The sequence below is a fragment of the Bacillus sp. FJAT-27225 genome, from assembly GCF_001685025.1.
In the GTDB taxonomy this organism is placed as follows: domain Bacteria; phylum Bacillota; class Bacilli; order Bacillales; family Cytobacillaceae; genus Bacillus_D.
On the sequence record NZ_MAYU01000023.1, the window covers coordinates 446000 to 465424 of the forward strand.

A 19425-nucleotide genomic window follows, 5' to 3' on the forward strand; every position below is an offset into this window, starting at 1 on the left:
ACTCTTCTGCGTACAATTAGTATCTGCATATTTGTCGGCGATATGTTTTCACAATTCTCCCAAGAGAGGTGATAGTGATGAACGATTATCAAGAGCGATTGACCAATCTCCTCCTGGATAAAAATAATTATTTATCATACGGCCAGGCCCGGACATGGGTGGAACTGTTATGGGAAGATTTTGAGGCAACCTACGCCAAGGCCGGCAGGGAATATCTAGGCAGTGAAATGACTGAAAAGGTAGTTCGCCAGTGGATTGAATATTATGGCGGCAACCTCCATGAATTCGCAGCAAAAAACCCAAAATACAGCCAATATTTGAACCAGGATACGAAAAGGCTTCACTAAGTCATAAAAAAGCAACGGCATCCACATAAAACATGGAAATGCCGTTTTTTGTTTTGTTCCATTTTTTAAGGCTGAGACGCCTTTAAACTAAAAGACGAACCAAAGATGCTTGTGCCTTTTGTTCCTAATTTAGTTTAGCGCCTGTTGCTTGTGCTTTGTACTATCCCGGAAGAATTGAAAGTTTTTTCCGGAGTTTTTCCTCACTGTAGATCCAGCCAGTGTAGGAATTGAGTATATTCAAATCAGGGTCAAGATGGACGACAGCTACAAACGGGTAATGCCCGTTGCTTCGGTACCGCAAATCAATAAAGCGTACCTCATGGTAATCGTTAAAGTCTTTTACTTCCCACCTATATACAGGGGAGAACGATAAAAAGGCTGAAATATTTGAATCCTGTTTTGCCGCATGAATGACAGGTGTGTCAGGAACAGGGACCCGCTTAAATTTATCAAGGATTCGGACTGTCGATCCCTGAGCCCTGCCGACAAAAAATTCACTCTCGGTCATGACGGCAACACGCCAATGGTTGAATCTCATAGTTGGAGCGACGACAATTTGTGTCGCATTTGGAACCATTACTTTGACCGCGTTAACAACATCACGCTTAGCTGAAAAGCGCAGGAAGTAATAAAAAATCAGTATCCCATACACGACCAGGAAGGTGTACCCTGGAGGTGCACCCATAATCCAGACAGCCAGGCCGGCAACGTGAATCCCAAAAATAAATGGATCAAATGTATTGATGACCCCAAGCGCCACCCATTTGCATGAAAACGGCCGTAGTGCCTGTGTCCCATAGGCATTGAAAATATCGACAAATACATGCAAAAATACTGCAAGCTGTGTCCAAAGCCATAAATGAAGCAAATTGGCGTCAGGGTTAAAGAAATAAATTGCGCCAGTTATGGCGAGCGGCCATAACAGAACTGCTGGAACAGAGTGGGTTATGCCCCTATGATTGCGGATATAGACCGCGTTATTTCTCAATTTAAGGACTGTATCTATATCAGGAATCTGGGAGCCGACAATTGTACCAACCATTACGCTGGTGGCTGTTGCAGTATGTCCCGCAACAGTAGGATCCAACGTGGCCAAGGCTCCGAGCCCCAGTCCCATGACAACATGTGTACCTGTATCCAAGGTGCCGGTTCCTCCTTTTAGTGAGTCTCCCCGCCAAAATTGCTTGCCAGTTTCCATCGTATGTTTTACCGTAGAAGATGGTGTTAACGGGTAGTACGTTTAAAATGATTACTTTATTATATTCCCACTTTTGTTCGTCTTTAACATCAGGGAGGCTAAATTCAACTATGAAGACATTGGAAAATATTGAAACCATTAACATAGAAAAATTTCGTGAGCATCTCATTTCCTGGTTCCGGGCTGAGCAGAGAAACCTGCCCTGGCGGCTTGACAAGGACCCGTATAAAGTGTGGGTATCGGAAATTATGCTGCAGCAAACTAGAGTCGATACCGTCATCCCCTATTTTCAACGGTTTTTGGAACAGTTCCCAACGCTGGATGCATTGGCTGAAGCGGAGGAAGACAAGGTGCTCAAAGCATGGGAGGGCCTCGGTTATTACTCGCGCGCCAGGAATCTCCAGACTGCTGTCAGAGAGGTTAAAGAAAAATACAATGGTATTGTTCCTGATTCCCCCGAAGAGATTGCAACTCTTAAAGGAGTCGGCCCGTATACGGCTGGAGCGATTTTAAGTATTGCTTACGGAATCCCCGAACCAGCTGTAGATGGAAATGTGATGAGGGTCCTATCAAGAATTTTACTAATTAAAGAGGACATTGCCAAACCTTCTTCAAGAAAAATTTTTGAAAAAGCAGTGCGTATATTGATTTCCCATGAATCACCTTCTGATTTCAATCAGGCGCTAATGGAACTGGGGGCAATTGTGTGTACTCCTACTTCGCCTTCATGCCTGCTCTGTCCGGTAAGGGAGCATTGCCAAGCCTTTCATGAAGGAGTCCAGCATGAGTTGCCTATTAAAGCGAAAAAGAAAAAGCCGAGGGAGCTCCGTCTAGCAGCCGCGGTAATCAAAAATAATGAGGGTGAAATTTTGATTCGCAGACGGCCTAATCACGGGCTGCTCGCAAACATGTGGGAACTTCCATCCGTGGAGCTGCACCTTCCGTTCGCTGATGACCGGAGAGGCCTGTCCAGTCTTTATAGGGAAACTCTTGATACGGATGTGGAAATTGGTGAATCACTTGGCCAAATACAGCATATTTTCTCCCATCTTATCTGGAATGTGACTGTCTATTCCGGAAAATTGACTGCCGAATTAGGAAAAACCGACGAAATAAAGCTTGTTTCGCTGGAGGAGCTTTCAGAATATGCCCTGCCTGTGCCACACCAGAAAATGCTTGCCCTATACCTTCAAAACGGCAACTAATAAAGCAGAAGAGCCTGGCTGTATACGACAATTCGTACAGCCAGGCTCTTTTAATGGAAAACTCAATCGTAACTTATTTTGGAACCATGTGTATAATCAGCTTCGTTCCTGTTTATGCCGCCGCGCCTTTCAATTTCCTCGACGATTTCCTTGTGAATGGTTTGTCCTTCTGCGTTAAGGTAAGGAACAACCTGCTGAAGCGAATGGTGGAAGAATGCAAGTTCACTGTCTTCCCAGTCACTTTTTGGCATCATGGTCAACTCAGTCATATCCCGTCCAACATACATGGCAATTCTCCTTTCGTAATGGATTGCTCAAGTCTAGTGTTAGGATTCAATTGTCATCTATACCCTGAAAGGCTAAAATAGAAACAAAATGACACGGAAAGGAATACATAACATGACACAAAAAGTTGCACTTGTAACGGGAAGCAGCCGGGGAATTGGCAAGGCTGCGGCAATCAGGCTTGCCAAAGCGGGATATGATATCGCTATTAACTATGCGCGGAGTAAATCGGCCGCGCTTGAAACTGCCGCCGAAATAGAAGCACTTGGACGGAAAGCGATTGTGATCCGTGCCAATGTCGGGGACGTTGAAAAGATAAGAGGTATGTTTCAGAAGGTTGAAGAGGAATTTGGGAGGCTGGACGTGTTCGTTAATAATGCCGCATCCGGAGTTCTTCGTCCTGCAATGGATCTTGAGGAATCACATTGGGACTGGACGATGAACATCAATAGCAAGGCCTTGCTTTTTTGTGCTCAGGAAGCGGCCAAGCTGATGGAAAAAAACGGCGGCGGAAAAATCGTCAGCATCAGTTCAATCGGTTCGATTCGATATTTGGAAAACTATACTGCAGTCGGAGTATCGAAGGCAGCACTTGAAGCGTTGACCCGCTATCTTGCTGTAGAGCTAGCTCCAAGGGGTATTACTGTGAATGCCGTTTCCGGCGGACCTGTCGACACAGACGCGTTGACCCATTTCCCTAACCGGGAAACTCTTTTGGCTGAATCCAGGAGCAAAACGCCAGCAGGCAGAATCGTTGATATGGAAGATCTTGTTGACTGCGTGATGTTTCTCGTTTCAGAGGAGTCTAAAATGATTTGTGGGCAGACGATTATTGTGGATGGCGGGCTATCCTTGTTGGTTTAGTGTTTTTTTACCAAAAAAAGTTCGGATAGACAATCACCTTCATGGTTAAATTAACATTCGTGGAGGTGATTACAATGGCAAACTTCAACAACCAAGGAAGCCGTGCTTCTCAAACTAACGCTCAAGAAGTTCGTCGCCAAAATTCTCAAGCTGCTCAAGGCGGACAAGGACAATTTGGCACTGAATTCGCTAGCGAAACTGATGTACAACAAGTAAGACAACAAAACCAGCAAGCTGAAAGCCGTAAGAACCAAAACAGCTAATTGTAAGACAAGCAGGCTCTCTCCCAAGGAGGAGGGGGCCTTTTTCTATTTTCTACACATAACTGGAATTAAAATCTCGACAAGTTGAGGTTGGCTTTATCGACAAAACTTCTTCTAAACCTACAGAAGTAGTCAAAGGAAAAGAAGAGTATTTAAAGAATACATAGAAGAGCAAAAAGTGAGGCGGTGGAATGTGTGAAAACCTTCAATTGTTTAATATCCGAACAAATGAAAACGATGGAAAAGCTTCTATATCTGCAGGGGGAATTGGAGCGATGCCAGGAAATTGAAAGCCAGCTGCAATTGCTTCAAAACGAAACAGAACTTGAGAGCATCCAGCAGGAAATCATATCAATGAAAAAGGAACTTCGGGAAATTCAAAGGACATTTGAACGTCAGACAGATGAAGTCATCCGTTCCTATCAGCATAAGGGAAGCTTCGCAAAAACATCTCTATAAAGTTGTTGAGACCAGTTCCATAGGAACAGAACTTCTAATTAGTATGGGCCATTTTATCCTAAAAATGGCTCTTTTGTTTTAAAATTGTCCTTCAACCGTTATAATAGATTGAAACGGGAATTGTCTTTTGTTGCCTTTTGTCGCTTTTTTGATTTAAGATAGGTTGCAAAGCGTTCGGGAAATGAAAGTAGGGGAGATTCATGGGTTTACCCATCGAAGGAGAACCAATGCAAATACACAGTTATAAACATAACGGGCATATCCATCGTATATGGGACGAAACCACCATTTTGAAAGGTTCCGAAAACCTGGTAATTGGCGGAAATGATCGGACGGTTGTCACGGAATCCGATGGCCGCACCTGGGTGACAAGGGAGCCGGCAATTTGTTATTTCCATTCAGAATGCTGGTTTAATGTAATCGGAATGATTCGCGAGGATGGCGTGCACTATTATTGCAATATCAGTTCTCCATTCATCTTTGACGAGAATACGTTGAAGTATATAGATTATGACCTTGATATAAAAGTATTTCCGGATATGACATACAACTTGCTTGATGAAGATGAGTATGAGCGGCATCGCAAGGAAATGAACTATCCTGAAGTAATAGACAAGATTCTCAAGAAGAATGTTGAGAAACTAATCAGATGGATTAACCAGCGGAAAGGGCCGTTCTCACCGGAATTTATTGATACGTGGTATGAGCGTTATCTCAGTTATAGAAAGTAAGCTTTAGCATGTTACAATGCCCTGTTGATGAATATCAACAGGTGTTTTTGTTTGGCTGCTTCATTGCTGGATAAGTATAGTATAAAGACATTTTTTTAAAAAACAGAATGTCCAGGGGGAGGAAACAAGTTGGAGAGTATCCGAAGGTATCTCCATTTCGTAAAGCCGTATAAATGGCAAATCATTGGAACAATTTTTATTGGAATTATTAAGTTTGCAATACCGCTTATTATTCCGATCCTTATTAAATATGTCATGGATGATATTGTTGGCAGTGAAACACTGACCAAGGCTGAAAAAATTGATAAGCTGTTTTGGATCATGGGAATCATGATGGTCATCTTCGTCATCCTTAGGCCGCCAGTCGAATACTATAGGCAGTATTTTGCGCAGTGGACATCGAGTAAAATCCTGTATGACATCCGTGATAAACTATACAATCATATGCAGAAGCTAAGCTTCAAGTATTATGCAAACACGAAAGCGGGCGAAGTGATATCAAGGGTCATTAACGATGTTGAACAGACGAAAACATTTGTTATTACGGGCCTCATGAACCTCTGGCTTGATGTTGCGACAATCTTGATCGCGATTGCCGTTATGTTCACAATGAACGCCAAACTGACCATTGTATCTCTTGTTTTATTTCCGTTATATGCTTTTTCGGTTAAGTATTTCTTCGGAAACTTAAGGAGCCTGACCCGAACCCGCTCACAAGCTCTTGCCGAGGTGCAAAGCTATTTGCATGAACGGGTCGCCGGCATGTCTGTTATTAAGAGCTTCGCAATAGAGGATTATGAGCAAAATCAATTTGATAAACGAAACAAGAACTTTTTAGAAAAGGCACTTGACCATACAAGCTGGAATGCAAAAGCATTTGCAGTTGTTAATACGATTACCGATATTGCGCCATTGATCGTTATTGCCTATTCTGGGTATCTCGTCATTGAGGGACAATTAACACTTGGGACAATGGTCGCTTTCATTGCATACATTGAACGTCTCTATAATCCGCTCAGAAGGCTGGTCAACTCCTCTACAACCTTGACCCAGTCATTTGCGTCAATGGACCGGGTATTTGAATTTGTCGATGAAAAATACGATATCGTTGATGAGCCCGGTGCAATCGAGTGTACCGAGGTAAACGGGAATATCCGCTTTGAAAATGTCAGCTTTTCGTATGGGGACAATTCCGAAATGGTTTTGAAGAATATCAATCTCGAGGCCAAAAAAGGTGAAACGATCGCTCTCGTTGGCATGAGCGGCGGAGGAAAGTCTTCTCTTGTCAGCTTGATACCCCGCTTTTACGATGTAACCGAGGGGAGGATTCTCCTTGATGGCGTTGACATCCGAAAATTTAAGGTCCAATCGTTGAGGGACAAAATCGGCGTGGTTTTCCAGGATAATATTTTATTCAGTGACTCGGTACGGACGAATATACTGCTGGGCAAGCCTGGGGCAAGCGATGAAGAAGTGGAAGAAGCGGCAAGGCAGGCAAACGCTCAGGAATTTATCGCGAGCCTTCCTGAAGGCTATGAAACGAAGGTGGGTGAACGAGGAGTAAAGCTGTCGGGCGGCCAGAAACAAAGGGTTGCAATTGCGAGAGTTTTCCTCAAAAATCCACCTATCCTCATCCTGGACGAAGCAACTTCGGCGCTGGATTTGGAAAGCGAGCATCAAATTCAGGAAGCCCTTGAGAAGCTAGCCAAAGACCGGACAACCTTCATCGTTGCCCACCGTCTATCCACCATCACCCACGCCGACAAAATCGTCCTAATCGAACACGGCCAAATCGTCGAAATCGGCACCCATGAACAACTCATGGCCAAACAAGGCGGCTACTACAGACTATTCCAAGTCCAGCAGCTTGAAGACTAGCAGGGGTCAAACAGGGGTCAGACCCCCTTCGTGGACATTCCGCCACTTTTGTCCTCCCCACGCAGACAAAAGCGAAGCTGAACGAAACGGATAAAAAAACCGGAATGAAGCCAATACTTCATTCCGGTTTTTTCTATTCAATAAAGTAGTACGCACGGAGGCTTCTTAATTAACTAATTTGATAACATAAAAGAGTTTACTATTCCAAAGGTGCGGACAATCAAAATGGCAGTTTATTCAACGGGTTCTTCAACTGTAATTTCATTTTCCTCTTTGTGATAGGAAAGGAAACTTGTGACTAATGTATCCAGGTGTTCAACATGCTCATCATAATCAAGGATGGCTGAAATAATCTGCATAGTATGGTATAGATGGTTGTCATCCTCTTCTTCGTAATCCCGCTGTCTTGAGATAAACATGCGGAAAACTTCCTTTTTATCAAGGCATTGGATTGGATTTTCTGCAGCAATTGATGGCCGCACCTTTCCAATGTATTTCAGCATTATCTGTTCATGAAGTGTAATAAGGCAATCAAGCTGTTCCTGTATGGAAAGCTGAAAGTGTTCAGGAAGGGAATGATACTCATTTTCGAAACGATGCAGGCGGTTGAGAGTATCTAAAGCGCGCCTTGTTGTAGTAATCATTTGTCTGTAAATAACAAGTTTCCTAGCCTTTACAGCATCATCCCGTTTAAAGTAATTCCGCTCTTCCTTGTACATCGTGTAAGTCAAATCTATTTTTGCAAGTGTATCCTTTAGTTTTTCTATATCGGCCTTAAGCAGGTTATGGTCCGATGCATTCCGTGTAGAGAGCCGAATCCAGCGGATTGCTTCTTCGGTTGTGCTTGAAATCTTATGGTAAAGCCTGTTTTCGTACCGCGGCGGCAGGAACACAAGATTCACAATAAATGCCGAAAATACCCCGAGCATAATTGTCCCAAACCTGAGAGCTGCGAATCGAATGAATTCATCGTCTGGCATATACATGATTGACACCAGTGTTACGAGCGCGAGGCCCATAGTATTTTCCAATTTTAGCCTTAGATTAATAGTAATGACGATAATTGCCGCTAAACCAATGACGACTATATGGTTTCCGAGGAGAAGATAGAAGGCTGCAGCGATGAGAGCCCCAATAAAATTCCCCTGAACTTGTTCAAGTATTGATTGATAAGAGCGATAAATCGTTGGCTGTACAGCGAAAATGGCAGCAATGGGTGCCATTACCGGTGAAGGGACATTTAGCAATTCACCAAGAAACAAAGCAAGTACAATAGCAATTCCCGTTTTTAATATCCGGGCACCTAACTTCATTTTATTAAATCCTTTCAATCTTCTTTTACGTTACTTTAAACCTTTTGTATGTAACCTAAACAATTCTGTTACTATACCTTGTTTACAGAAAGGAAGCAAGGGAGGCTCCGGAATAAAGCTCTCTTTCTCCCGATTCTATCTTATTTTTCAAAGCTCCGACATCAAAGCCTTAGAAAAATCATAGAAGCGTAGGTGGAGCAACAGCCCATACATGCCCGATTGGTGAGATACATTGAAACTTCTTGCTGCGTCTTATCTAGGCTTAGTTGAACCAATCGGGTTCAATCGTGCAAGGTAATCGCTGCGCCCTTTGGCGAGTTGGTGGCAGTAGAATGGGACTAACAATCAGTGTGGGGTGAAGAATTCCCCACTGATTGAAGTTCCACTCTATTCGTTCATTAAAGAATAGAACGCGTTGTCCACCGCATGGAGAGTGGCTTCAATGTCCTCTTCGGTATGGGCAATGGTGACGAACCACGCTTCATACTTTGAAGGTGCCAGATTGATACCCTGGTTCAACATCAGCTTAAAGAACCGCGCAAACATCTCCCCATCTGTATTCTCGGCCTGCTCATAGTTTTCAACCTTTTCGGTTGTAAAGTAGACAGTCAGGGCACCTTTTAACCTGTTGATTGTAATTGGAACATTGTATTTGGCTGCAGAATTTAAAATGCCTTCCTCAAGCATTGCTCCCAGCCTATCCAGATACTCATACACTCCGTCTTGTTTCAGAACTTCAAGACATGCGATTCCAGAGAGCATCGAAGCCGGGTTTCCGGCCATTGTCCCTGCTTGATAGGCGGGACCAAGCGGTGCGACCTCTTCCATGATTTCCTTTTTGCCGCCGTAGGCACCGATTGGCAGTCCGCCGCCAATGATTTTCCCAAGGGCAGTCAAATCAGGAGTAATACCAAGGATATCCTGTGCACCTCCATATGCAAACCGGAATGCTGTAATGACTTCATCAAAAATTAACAGCGCTCCTGCTTCATGGGTAAGTTCCTTTACCTGCTCAAGGAAGCCTGGCTTTGGCTCGACAATCCCGAAGTTGCCAACGATTGGTTCAATCATGACAGCCGCAATCTGGCTGCCCCATTTCTCAAGTGCTTCCTTAAGAGGCTCAACTTCATTGAAAGGAACCGTAATCACTTCCTGGGCAATGCTTTTCGGTACCCCCGCTGAATCAGGTGTCCCAAGTGTCGAAGGGCCAGAGCCGGCAGCGACAAGGACGAGATCGGAATGGCCGTGGTAGCATCCAGCAAACTTGATGATTTTATCCCGGCCGGTATACGCGCGGGCCACGCGGATCGTTGTCATGACTGCTTCGGTACCTGAATTCACAAACCTGACTTTGTCCATGCCTGGCATCGCTTCTTTAAGCATTTTGGCAAGGATGATTTCATGTGGTGTCGGGGTACCGTACAGGACACCCGTTTCAGCTGCCCTGGTAATCGCTTTTGTGATATGCGGATGGGCATGGCCAGTTATGATCGGGCCATAAGCCGCCAAATAGTCAATATATTGATTGCCGTCAACATCCCAGAAATAGGCGCCAGATGCGCGCTCCATCACAACAGGGGAACCGCCGCCAACAGCTTTATAGGAACGGGAAGGGCTATTGACCCCGCCGACAATATGTTCAAGAGCTTCGCTATGTAATCGTTCAGAATTGGTAAAGTTCATAAGACATTAACCTCCTAATGTAAATACGTTACTATTCTAGCACAAATCGAGACGTTTCAGGTTTGCCAATTAGCACAACCCTTTTTCACCTGTTTGTCCTCTTTGTTAAAAAATGTACAAAAAGATGCCAGAATAACGTGTGGAATGTCCTGCATAACTCAGGAATGTTCCAAAACATGTCCTGATTGCACAACGCCCAACGTGATGGCGGACGGACCCGTATCGACGTAACATCAAAACTATTCCCTTATGCGGATAAGTTGTTTCGCGAATGGGAAATAGATAAACTGTTTTAGTTAGAGTGTATGTTCAGGAGGACGAATAATGGACAAGGAAAATGCAATTATAGTGGAAGGTCTCCGCAAGGAATTCAAAGCCTATTCCAGCCGGTCTGGCCTAAGTGGTGCCTTCAGGGATTTATTCACCCGGAATTATAAAATTGTTCCTGCAGTTAACGACATTAGCTTTACGGTCAAACGGGGCGAAATGGTTGGATATATTGGTGAAAATGGGGCGGGAAAATCAACGACGATTAAAATGCTGACAGGCATCCTGACTCCGACTTCAGGTAAGATAATCGTCAATGGGATGAACCCCCATAAGGAGCGGGAGAAGTTCACCCAGACAATAGGCGTCGTCTTCGGCCAGCGTTCGCAGCTTTGGTGGGACATAGCCGTGCAGGAGTCATTCAGGCTTCTGAAAAAAGTGTACAAAGTGTCCGATGAGGATTATAACTCCCATATGAATCACGTGATTAAGACACTCGATATCGGACCGCTCCTTGACAAGCCAGTCCGGAAACTTTCACTCGGGCAAAGGATGCGCTGTGAGCTAGCTGCGGCATTGATCCATAATCCGCCGCTCCTTTTTCTAGATGAACCGACAATCGGGCTAGATGTTTTAGTTAAATTAAAAATACGGGAGTTCCTGAAAGAAATAAATGAAAAATACAACACGACAATTCTTTTGACTACCCACGACCTTACCGATATTGAAGCCCTCTGCGAGCGTGTCGTCATGCTTGATGAAGGCAAAATCATCTATGATGGGGCACTTCAAGATCTGAAGGAAAAATGGGGTGAAGGCAAAGAACTGCAATTCCAATTCCTTGAGGAGACAGAGCTGGTGCGTCTTCAGCATCTTACTGCGGATATGCCGGTCAAATGGGAAATGGATGAGAAGGGACAAATTTTCACAGCACAGACTGACGATGTTGATGAAGTCATCTCCCAGATTATCGCCCGGGTTGTATCCACGTTCAAAATAAAGGACGTTAAAATAAACGAGGTTTCAACAGAAGAAATTATCCGCAATATTTATGAGAAGGGTTCAGCATAGGAGGAGCAGCAATGGATAAGTACCTTGAAATGGTGAGGATCCGATTCTTAATGATGCTCGCCTACAGAACAAACTACTATACCGGGATTCTAATCTATAGCATTAATATTGGGGCCTATTACTTTCTTTGGGAAGCGATTTACAGCGGGAAGGACAGTATTGAGGGTTTGACAGTTGGGCAAATGACAACGTATGTAGCAATAGCCTGGATGGCAAGGGCTTTTTACTTTAATAACCTTGACCGGGAAATGGCGATGGAAATCATGGAAGGGAAAGTTGCGATTGAGCTGATCCGCCCATACAGCTACCTTGGCATGAAAATGATGCAAGGTTTCGGTGAAGGGATTTTCAGGCTTTTCTTTTTCTCTGTTCCCGGAATGATGATTGTCATGCTTATTTTTCCAATCAAACTTCCACTTGATCCTGCAGTGTGGGGGCTGTTTGCAATCTCAATCCTGTTCAGCTTCCTGATTAACACCCAAATTAATCTGCTGACAGGCATTACGACTTTCTTCTTATATAATAATGCTGGACTCATACGGGCGAAACGGGTTGTCATTGATCTGTTTTCAGGGCTGCTCTTGCCAATGAGCTTCTTTCCAGGCTGGGCACAGGAAATTATGAAATACCTGCCTTTCCAAGGAATCAGCTATATTCCGAGCATGATTGTCACAGGCGGTTTTACCGGAAGCCTGGTGTTTGATGCAATCCTCCAGCAGGCAGTATGGGTAGTGATATTGCTTGTACCGATTTATCTTCTATGGCAGCTGGCTAAAAAGCAGCTTGTTATTCAAGGAGGCTGACAATGTTTTACGCATCGATGTTCTTACAGTATGCGGGGCAGTATATGAAAACAAGGCTCGAGTATAGAGCAGATCTTGTTGTTGAAATTTTTTCCGACCTGCTGTCCCAGGCAGTCAACTTTATATTCATCCTTGTCGTTTTTGGCCATACATCGCTCTTAAATGGCTGGACGAAGGATGAAATCATCTTTATTTACGGATTCTTTCTTGTCCCGTATGCAGTATTCTCTGCCTTTTTTAACATTTGGGACTTTAACGAGCGCTATATTGTAAAAGGAGAGCTTGACAGGATCCTGACCCGTCCCATTCATAGCCTGTTCCAGATTATTCTCGAACGTCTAGAACTTGAAGCCCTTTTTGGAGCTGTCACGGGAATGGCCGTCATGTGGTATGCCGGGCAGAATCTCGGCCTTGACCTTACCTGGTATGATCCGCTTATCTTCCTTCTGTTCGTGGCTGGCGGTGCGCTCATTTACGGCGGCGTCTTCGTGATGCTGGCATGCATCAGTTTTTGGGCTGACGCCAAAACCTCGATCATGCCGATGATGTACAATATCGGCAATTACGGGCGTTACCCGGTCGATATATACAACAAGGCAATCCGGTTTGTCCTAACCTGGATTCTGCCTTTCGCCTTCGTTGGTGTTTACCCGGCCGCCTACTTCCTTGGTCGTACGGAATGGTATGGATATGCCTTCCTGACTCCATTAATGGGAATCATCTTTTTCACTGTATCAGTCTTTTTATGGAACCAGGGGGTCAAGAAATATAGAGGCGCCGGAAATTAAATTTACTAGCTGCCACTCATCCCGCATATAGTTAAATGGACAAACCTATCGGGTGGTGGGCGACTTGTTTTATCTATTATTGGCCGGAACAAGCTTCTGTTTGTTTATGAGCATTAAAACATTATTTACGCAAAACCAGGTGAGGGGAAAACTTGTATCGTTTGAAAACTTTCTTTATCTCGGGATGATTTATTTGACGGTACTGATTGGGTTTGGGATGGTATATCTTCTCCTCGGGCTATTTGTTGAGCCCGTTTTGGCGGATCCGGGAAGTACGCAGAGCGGATTCCTTCAACAGGCCGAGGCTGCCGTTTACTTTAGTGCCATGACACTTTTTTCGGTTGGCCATGGCGATGTCATCCCGCTCGGCCCTGGCAGATGGATTGCTATCATTGAAGCTCTGATTGGCTACACCATCCCGGCAGCCTTTGTGGCAAAGGCTGTCATGGAAATGGATAGCTAACTCTGTTTTGGACCCTTTAAGGGTTCTTTTTTAATTGTAAAAATTGACCTACGCCTTCGGGGTGAGCATCACAGTTGTGCAACGCCACTGAATTGGATAGTCTAAAAGTAAACACATTACATTGGAGTGAGCAAAATGGCAGTACAGGAAGGATTGCAAGCCCCTGATTTCAGCCTCCAGGCAAACACTGGGGAGACAGTATCGTTATCCGATTTTAAAGGAAAGAACATAGTGCTTTATTTTTATCCAAAAGATATGACACCTGGCTGCACAACTGAGGCTTGTGACTTCAGGGACCACCATAAAAGCTTTGAAGACGCCAATGCCGTGATTATTGGCATTAGCCCCGATCCTGTTGAAAGGCACCGGAAATTTATCGAGAAATACGGCTTGCCGTTTTTGCTATTGGCCGATACTGACCACAAGGCCGCAGAAGCATATGGTGTTTGGAAGCTGAAAAAGAATTTTGGCAAAGAATACATGGGAATTGAGCGGAGCACGTTTGTTATTGACCAAGCAGGGAAAATCGTCAAAGAATGGCGCGGTGTTAAGGTTAAAGGCCACGTGGAAGAAGCGCTCGAGTTTCTTAAGGCAAACGTATAAAGCCTATTTTTTGTAAGAAAGGCTACTGTCCATACGTTTATACAAGGGGAGAATACCTTATAGTAGGGCATACCTCCTCAGATATTTTTTTAGGGACCGGACATTCCGGCCCCTTTTTTTTTATGTCTAGCTTCAAAGGGAATCACCTTAGAATAATCATTGCAGAGACAGGCGGATATTGCTTGTCGCGAAGGGCCCCTTGCCTGTCTTGAAGTCGCTTGTGCTTATCTTATAGAAGTATTTAGAATTTTCATGTAGTGCACCTATGATGGTATGATTTAAGAAAAACAGGAGTGTTTACTGTGAAGATAGTGTTTACATTCATACCGCCAGAAAAACTGCGCGAGCAACTTGAAACCGAGTTTCCCCAAATTAGCTTTCATTACGGAAAAGGGCCTGCAGGAGCGGGTGAAGAACTTGAAAAGGCAGAGGTTATTGTTACATATGGAGAAGATTTAAACGAACACTATATACATAAGGCCAAAAGACTGCAATGGATCATGATCATGTCTGCTGGAATGGAACGGATGCCGTTTGAAGCGTGCAAGAAGCGGGGTATCCATGTAACAAATGCAAGAGGAATTCATAAGATTCCAATGGCTGAATTTACGATGGGTACGATGTTTCATCATGTGAAAAAATTTCCCGAAATCCAGCGAAATGAGCAGCTTCAAGAATGGAACCGAAAGGTAAAAGTAGGGGAATTGGCCGGAAAACATGTTCTTATACTTGGGATTGGCGCCATTGGGGGAGAAATTGCACGGCTTTCAAAGGCTTTCAGAATGGAGGTTACGGGGATCAACCGGAGTGGTGACCACCATAAGGAAGCTGACCGTACCGAAACATTTGAAAACATCAACGAATTCCTTCCAAGTGCAGACTTTATTGTTTCGGTGCTGCCGAGCACAGGAGAAACGAAGTATTTACTAACGGAAGAGCATTTTCGCAGGATGAAACCAGCTGCTGTTTTTATAAACATTGGCAGAGGGGATTTAATTAGAGAGGAAACCCTTTTGAAAATCATGGAGGAAAAAGTGATTGCCCATGCGTATCTTGATGTATTCGAAAAAGAACCTCTTTCTAAAGGACATCCTTTTTGGGGCATGGAAAATGTTACGGTGACACCACATTTATCAAGCATTACTGAGCAGTACCTTCCTCGATCATTCGAGATTTTCAAACAAAATCTTAGTGCATATGGTAATAATACCGGCGGTTTTATTAATTATATCGATTTGAAAAGGGGGTATTAAGGTGAAGATTTATACTAAATCAGGCGACAAGGGGACTACTTCCCTTATATATGGGAGCAGGGTAGCGAAAAACGATGCCAAAGTTGAGGCGTATGGGACATGTGATGAAGCCAACTCCGCGATAGGGCTAGCGTTCTCCTATTTAAAGAATGAATTTTTTACAGGCAAAGAATCCATTGAACATGTTTACCATAAAATACAGACGCAGCTTTTCCATGTGGGAGCAGAATTGGCGACACCAGAAGGGAAAGAGGTGAAGTGGAAGATAACCGCTGAAGATATAAGGGAAATGGAGGCGCAAATTGATGAATGGGATTCAAGCTTGCCTCAGCTTACCACGTTCATTCTTCCTGGCGGACATCCAGCCGGTGCTGCGTTCCATCTCGCAAGAACGGTGGTTAGGAGGGCCGAGCGATCTGCAGTCGCCCTGGGGGACTCGGTCAATCCACTTGTGCTTTCCTATTTGAACAGATTGTCAGACCTGTTGTTCGTGACAGCCCGTTATGTAAATCTTAAGCTAGGGGTAGAAGAGAAGAACCTTCACCAGGAATAGTTTTGGCGAGGTTTTTAACACTATAAACAAGCAGTTTTATTGACAAACATAGCTGATGGTTATAAACTAATTATAACAATTATAATGTAATAATCTTTTTATAGAAGAGAGGTGCATGGCGGTGTCTGAACAACTCAAAGAAGCGTTGGATGTGTTGAAGGAAACCGGTGTGAGAATGACTCCTCAGCGTCATGCCATATTAGAATTCTTAATCAACTCCATGTCGCACCCTACTGCAGATGATATTTATAAAGCTTTGGAAGGTAAATTCCCTAATATGAGTGTTGCGACCGTATATAATAATCTTCGGGTATTTAAAGAAGTCGGACTCGTAAAAGAACTCACTTATGGCGATTCATCAAGCCGATTTGATTTCAGGACTACGGAGCATTATCATGTTATTTGTGAAAAATGCAATAAAATAGTTGATTTTCATTATCCAGGCCTGGATGAAGTCGAGCATCTCGCTTCCCATGTGACTGGTTTTAAAATCGGGCATCACCGGATGGAGATTTACGGGAACTGCCCAGACTGTGCCGCTAAAGAGGCTCACTAAAAAAATTAAAGCGCCCAAAGGGTTACATACCCATGGGCGCTTTTGTTTTTTGTACTTTAAGACTGTCTTTTTCTATTATAGGATTGGTCAAATTCTTTTCCTTCAAGGGCTGGATCCAATGTCAGCGGTTCGCGGCAATACATGCACATGTCGACTCTGCCAAGAATTTTGGTGTGCTTTCCGCAATTGGGGCATACAACCTGAACTGTTTTTGTGGACAGCATGCCGATCCAAAAATAGACGACTGTACTTGCAATGATACAAAAGAATCCCAGCAGCATAAAAATGGTCATGACTAACGGATGAGTGCGAAAGAAAATTCCAAAATACATAACAACAAGGCCAATAAAAATCAGGCTTAGTGCAAAAGTTCGGATTCTATTTATTTTACTTGAATACTTGCCCATTTAATCCCCTCCGATTCTTTACTATAGCATACCAGGATAAGGAAAGGAACTTGGACAGGCTTGATGGCCGGGCAGAAAAATGCTTTCCTAAAGGAAGGAAAAAACAAGATTATTGTCGAAACTATAGCTATTAACATTTTGGAGGAAATATGATGGAAGATATATTACGCCCAATTTATCAAGAACGGGCAAGCCTATCCAATACGCTGGGAATTTTATTGGTGGAAAAAAATCAACGGTTTAGCCCGGCAACTGATTTTTTTGACGCCATTCTTCTAGTAATAGTCGATCATGCTGATGAACCATTAATAATAAAGCATTACTCATATAATGATAAAAAAGCGGCCCTTCATACCGTGACAGAAGGAAGGCTAAGGGAATGGATGCTGCTTGGGACGAACCGAAAAATATTTGAGTGGCTTTATTCTGCAAAGGTCGTTTTTGACCGCAATGATTTTGTTGCAAACCTTTTAACAGAATTCAGGGATTTTCCTTTCTACGGAAGAAAACTAAAAATGGGGATAGAATTCGCCAAATTAATAAGGAGATATTTGGATGGCAAGGCGTTCTTTGACAATGAACAGTACTTGGATGCATATAATCATGTTGTCCATTCATTGCATCATCTTGCACGGCTTGCTGTAATTGAAAGTGGGTTTCACCCGGAGTTGACTGTTTGGAATCAAGTGAAACAAATTGATCCCGAACTGTTTAAGCTCTATGAAGAACTTGTTACAAGTGAGGAATCAATTAAAAAGCGGTTGGAGCTTTTATTTCTTGCGAGTGAGTTTTTAATTCATTCAAGGACCAAGCTTGCGGCGGAGCATTTGCTCACGGTATTAAAGAAAAAAGAGAAATGGTCTGTTGGAGAGGCGATGAATGATGAGGAATTGGTTCATTATTCTGTTGACCTTAGCGTCCTTTTAGAATATCTGGTGGAGAAGCAAATCATCGAGGCGGTTGAAGTTGATACGAAAGGCCCCGGGTTGTATCATCGTTATTACCGAATTCAAGATTGAAATAGATTCGAAAATTATTTTAAAAAAGCTATTGACCTTTCTTCGGAAACTTGTTATATTTATATCCGTCGCTGCGAAACAGTTCAATATTCTTCGCAGACGGCGGGTAAAAAAGGTTGTTGACATAACCTTAAAGCCATGATATATTAATAAAGTCGCCTGAACGGGACGACATGATAATTGTTCCTTGAAAACTAAACAAACAAGCGTCAACAAACAATAATATGATGACTTCGGTCATCAGCCAACGTTTTATTTAATGAGCTAAACTCATTCTCTTTCTTGGAGAGTTTGATCCTGGCTCAGGACGAACGCTGGCGGCGTGCCTAATACATGCAAGTCGAGCGAATCTTTGGGAGCTTGCTCCTAAAGATTAGCGGCGGACGGGTGAGTAACACGTGGGCAACCTGCCTGTAAGACTGGGATAACTTCGGGAAACCGGAGCTAATACCGGATAATTCTTTTCTACTCATGTAGGAAAGCTGAAAGACGGTTTCGGCTGTCACTTATAGATGGGCCCGCGGCGCATTAGCTAGTTGGTGAGGTAATGGCTCACCAAGGCAACGATGCGTAGCCGACCTGAGAGGGTGATCGGCCACACTGGGACTGAGACACGGCCCAGACTCCTACGGGAGGCAGCAGTAGGGAATCTTCCGCAATGGACGAAAGTCTGACGGAGCAACGCCGCGTGAGCGAAGAAGGCCTTCGGGTCGTAAAGCTCTGTTGTCAGGGAAGAACAAGTACCGGAGTAACTGCCGGTACCTTGACGGTACCTGACCAGAAAGCCACGGCTAACTACGTGCCAGCAGCCGCGGTAATACGTAGGTGGCAAGCGTTGTCCGGAATTATTGGGCGTAAAGCGCGCGCAGGCGGTCCTTTAAGTCTGATGTGAAAGCCCACGGCTCAACCGTGGAGGGTCATTGGAAACTGGGGGACTTGAGTGCAGAAGAGGAGAGCGGAATTCCACGTGTAGCGGTGAAATGCGTAGAGATGTGGAGGAACACCAGTGGCGAAGGCGGCTCTCTGGTCTGTAACTGACGCTGAGGCGCGAAAGCGTGGGGAGCAAACAGGATTAGATACCCTGGTAGTCCACGCCGTAAACGATGAGTGCTAAGTGTTAGGGGGTTTCCGCCCCTTAGTGCTGCAGCAAACGCATTAAGCACTCCGCCTGGGGAGTACGGCCGCAAGGCTGAAACTCAAAGGAATTGACGGGGGCCCGCACAAGCGGTGGAGCATGTGGTTTAATTCGAAGCAACGCGAAGAACCTTACCAGGTCTTGACATCCTCTGACACCTCTGGAGACAGAGCGTTCCCCTTCGGGGGACAGAGTGACAGGTGGTGCATGGTTGTCGTCAGCTCGTGTCGTGAGATGTTGGGTTAAGTCCCGCAACGAGCGCAACCCTTGTCCTTAGTTGC

General features: G+C 44.2%; 21 protein-coding genes and 1 rRNA gene. 17 read left to right on the forward strand and 5 right to left on the reverse strand.

Annotated elements, in window-relative coordinates:
• The first annotated feature begins 77 nt into the window (after positions 1–77).
• Positions 78–347 carry a YfhJ family protein gene (locus A8F94_RS20990; RefSeq protein ID WP_066204991.1) on the forward strand — a complete coding sequence of 90 codons (270 nt, stop codon included), beginning with the start codon at positions 78–80 and terminating at the stop codon, positions 345–347.
• A gap of 160 nt (positions 348–507) precedes the next feature.
• Here A8F94_RS20990 and A8F94_RS20995 read toward each other — a convergent pair whose 3' ends face one another.
• Complete coding sequence (locus A8F94_RS20995; protein ID WP_066204993.1) at positions 508–1488, reverse strand: metal-dependent hydrolase; 981 nt, start codon at positions 1486–1488, stop codon at positions 508–510.
• 167 nt (positions 1489–1655) lie between these two features.
• On the opposite strand from A8F94_RS20995, the gene mutY reads away from it, so the two are divergent.
• Positions 1656–2750, forward strand: a complete 1095-nt coding sequence (gene mutY / locus A8F94_RS21000) for an A/G-specific adenine glycosylase (RefSeq protein ID WP_066205002.1) — start codon at positions 1656–1658, stop codon at positions 2748–2750.
• A 62-nt stretch (positions 2751–2812) separates the two neighbouring features.
• On the opposite strand, the gene A8F94_RS21005 is transcribed toward mutY, so the two are convergent.
• On the reverse strand, positions 2813–3037 hold the full coding sequence (locus tag A8F94_RS21005) for a hypothetical protein (protein ID WP_066205006.1): 225 nt from the start codon (positions 3035–3037) through the stop codon (positions 2813–2815).
• 112 nt (positions 3038–3149) lie between these two features.
• Here A8F94_RS21005 and fabL point away from each other — a divergent pair, with 112 nt between their 5' ends.
• From fabL to A8F94_RS21030, 5 genes are all read left to right on the forward strand, one after another.
• Positions 3150–3899, forward strand: a complete 750-nt coding sequence (gene fabL / locus A8F94_RS21010) for an enoyl-[acyl-carrier-protein] reductase FabL (protein WP_066205008.1) — start codon at positions 3150–3152, stop codon at positions 3897–3899.
• Positions 3900–3973: 74 nt separating this feature from the next.
• Complete coding sequence (locus A8F94_RS21015; RefSeq protein ID WP_077247849.1) at positions 3974–4162, forward strand: gamma-type small acid-soluble spore protein; 189 nt, start codon at positions 3974–3976, stop codon at positions 4160–4162.
• Positions 4163–4357: 195 nt separating this feature from the next.
• Positions 4358–4621 (forward strand): YgaB family protein, encoded by a 264-nt coding sequence (locus tag A8F94_RS21020; protein WP_066205011.1) that lies wholly within the window; start codon positions 4358–4360, stop codon positions 4619–4621.
• Between the two features lie 200 nt (positions 4622–4821).
• Positions 4822–5352, forward strand: coding sequence for a nucleoside tri-diphosphate phosphatase (ntdP, locus tag A8F94_RS21025; RefSeq protein WP_066205012.1), 531 nt, complete (start codon positions 4822–4824; stop codon positions 5350–5352).
• A gap of 129 nt (positions 5353–5481) precedes the next feature.
• Positions 5482–7230 carry an ABC transporter ATP-binding protein gene (locus A8F94_RS21030; protein WP_066205015.1) on the forward strand — a complete coding sequence of 583 codons (1749 nt, stop codon included), beginning with the start codon at positions 5482–5484 and terminating at the stop codon, positions 7228–7230.
• A gap of 233 nt (positions 7231–7463) precedes the next feature.
• Here the strand turns inward: A8F94_RS21030 and A8F94_RS21035 are convergent, their stop codons facing one another.
• Both A8F94_RS21035 and A8F94_RS21040 read right to left on the reverse strand, forming a co-directional pair.
• Entirely contained in the window at positions 7464–8543 is a 1080-nt protein-coding gene (locus A8F94_RS21035; RefSeq protein WP_066205020.1) for an FUSC family protein, read from the reverse strand.
• Between the two features lie 387 nt (positions 8544–8930).
• Positions 8931–10226, reverse strand: coding sequence for a glutamate-1-semialdehyde 2,1-aminomutase (locus A8F94_RS21040; protein WP_066205022.1), 1296 nt, complete (start codon positions 10224–10226; stop codon positions 8931–8933).
• Positions 10227–10550: 324 nt separating this feature from the next.
• Between A8F94_RS21040 and A8F94_RS21045 the strand changes: the two genes are divergently transcribed.
• The 8 genes from A8F94_RS21045 to perR all read left to right on the forward strand — a co-directional run bounded on the left by A8F94_RS21045 (position 10551) and on the right by perR (position 16583).
• Positions 10551–11564 (forward strand): ABC transporter ATP-binding protein, encoded by a 1014-nt coding sequence (locus A8F94_RS21045; RefSeq protein ID WP_066205025.1) that lies wholly within the window; start codon positions 10551–10553, stop codon positions 11562–11564.
• Between the two features lie 11 nt (positions 11565–11575).
• The gene (locus tag A8F94_RS21050) at positions 11576–12367 is read left to right on the forward strand and encodes an ABC transporter permease (protein ID WP_066205028.1); all 792 of its coding nucleotides are present in this window, start codon (positions 11576–11578) and stop codon (positions 12365–12367) included.
• Between the two features lie 2 nt (positions 12368–12369).
• On the forward strand, positions 12370–13155 hold the full coding sequence (locus A8F94_RS21055; protein WP_066205032.1) for an ABC transporter permease: 786 nt from the start codon (positions 12370–12372) through the stop codon (positions 13153–13155).
• A 55-nt stretch (positions 13156–13210) separates the two neighbouring features.
• Positions 13211–13618 (forward strand): ion channel, encoded by a 408-nt coding sequence (locus A8F94_RS21060; protein WP_368072802.1) that lies wholly within the window; start codon positions 13211–13213, stop codon positions 13616–13618.
• A 135-nt stretch (positions 13619–13753) separates the two neighbouring features.
• Positions 13754–14221, forward strand: a complete 468-nt coding sequence (gene bcp, locus A8F94_RS21065) for a thioredoxin-dependent thiol peroxidase (RefSeq protein WP_066205035.1) — start codon at positions 13754–13756, stop codon at positions 14219–14221.
• Between the two features lie 302 nt (positions 14222–14523).
• Positions 14524–15474, forward strand: a complete 951-nt coding sequence (locus tag A8F94_RS21070) for a D-2-hydroxyacid dehydrogenase (RefSeq protein WP_066205038.1) — start codon at positions 14524–14526, stop codon at positions 15472–15474.
• 1 nt (position 15475) lies between these two features.
• Entirely contained in the window at positions 15476–16027 is a 552-nt protein-coding gene (locus A8F94_RS21075) for a cob(I)yrinic acid a,c-diamide adenosyltransferase (RefSeq protein WP_066205041.1), read from the forward strand.
• Positions 16028–16142: 115 nt separating this feature from the next.
• Positions 16143–16583 carry a peroxide-responsive transcriptional repressor PerR gene (gene perR, locus A8F94_RS21080; RefSeq protein ID WP_066205044.1) on the forward strand — a complete coding sequence of 147 codons (441 nt, stop codon included), beginning with the start codon at positions 16143–16145 and terminating at the stop codon, positions 16581–16583.
• A 56-nt stretch (positions 16584–16639) separates the two neighbouring features.
• Here perR and A8F94_RS21085 read toward each other — a convergent pair whose 3' ends face one another.
• Entirely contained in the window at positions 16640–16990 is a 351-nt protein-coding gene (locus A8F94_RS21085) for a YgzB family protein (RefSeq protein WP_066205046.1), read from the reverse strand.
• A gap of 152 nt (positions 16991–17142) precedes the next feature.
• Between A8F94_RS21085 and A8F94_RS21090 the strand changes: the two genes are divergently transcribed.
• Together A8F94_RS21090 and A8F94_RS21095 are read left to right on the forward strand one after the other, a co-directional pair.
• Complete coding sequence (locus A8F94_RS21090) at positions 17143–18009, forward strand: nucleotidyltransferase-like protein (protein WP_066205049.1); 867 nt, start codon at positions 17143–17145, stop codon at positions 18007–18009.
• Between the two features lie 279 nt (positions 18010–18288).
• Positions 18289–19425: ribosomal RNA gene (locus A8F94_RS21095) — 16S ribosomal RNA — on the forward strand; the annotation flags it as partial.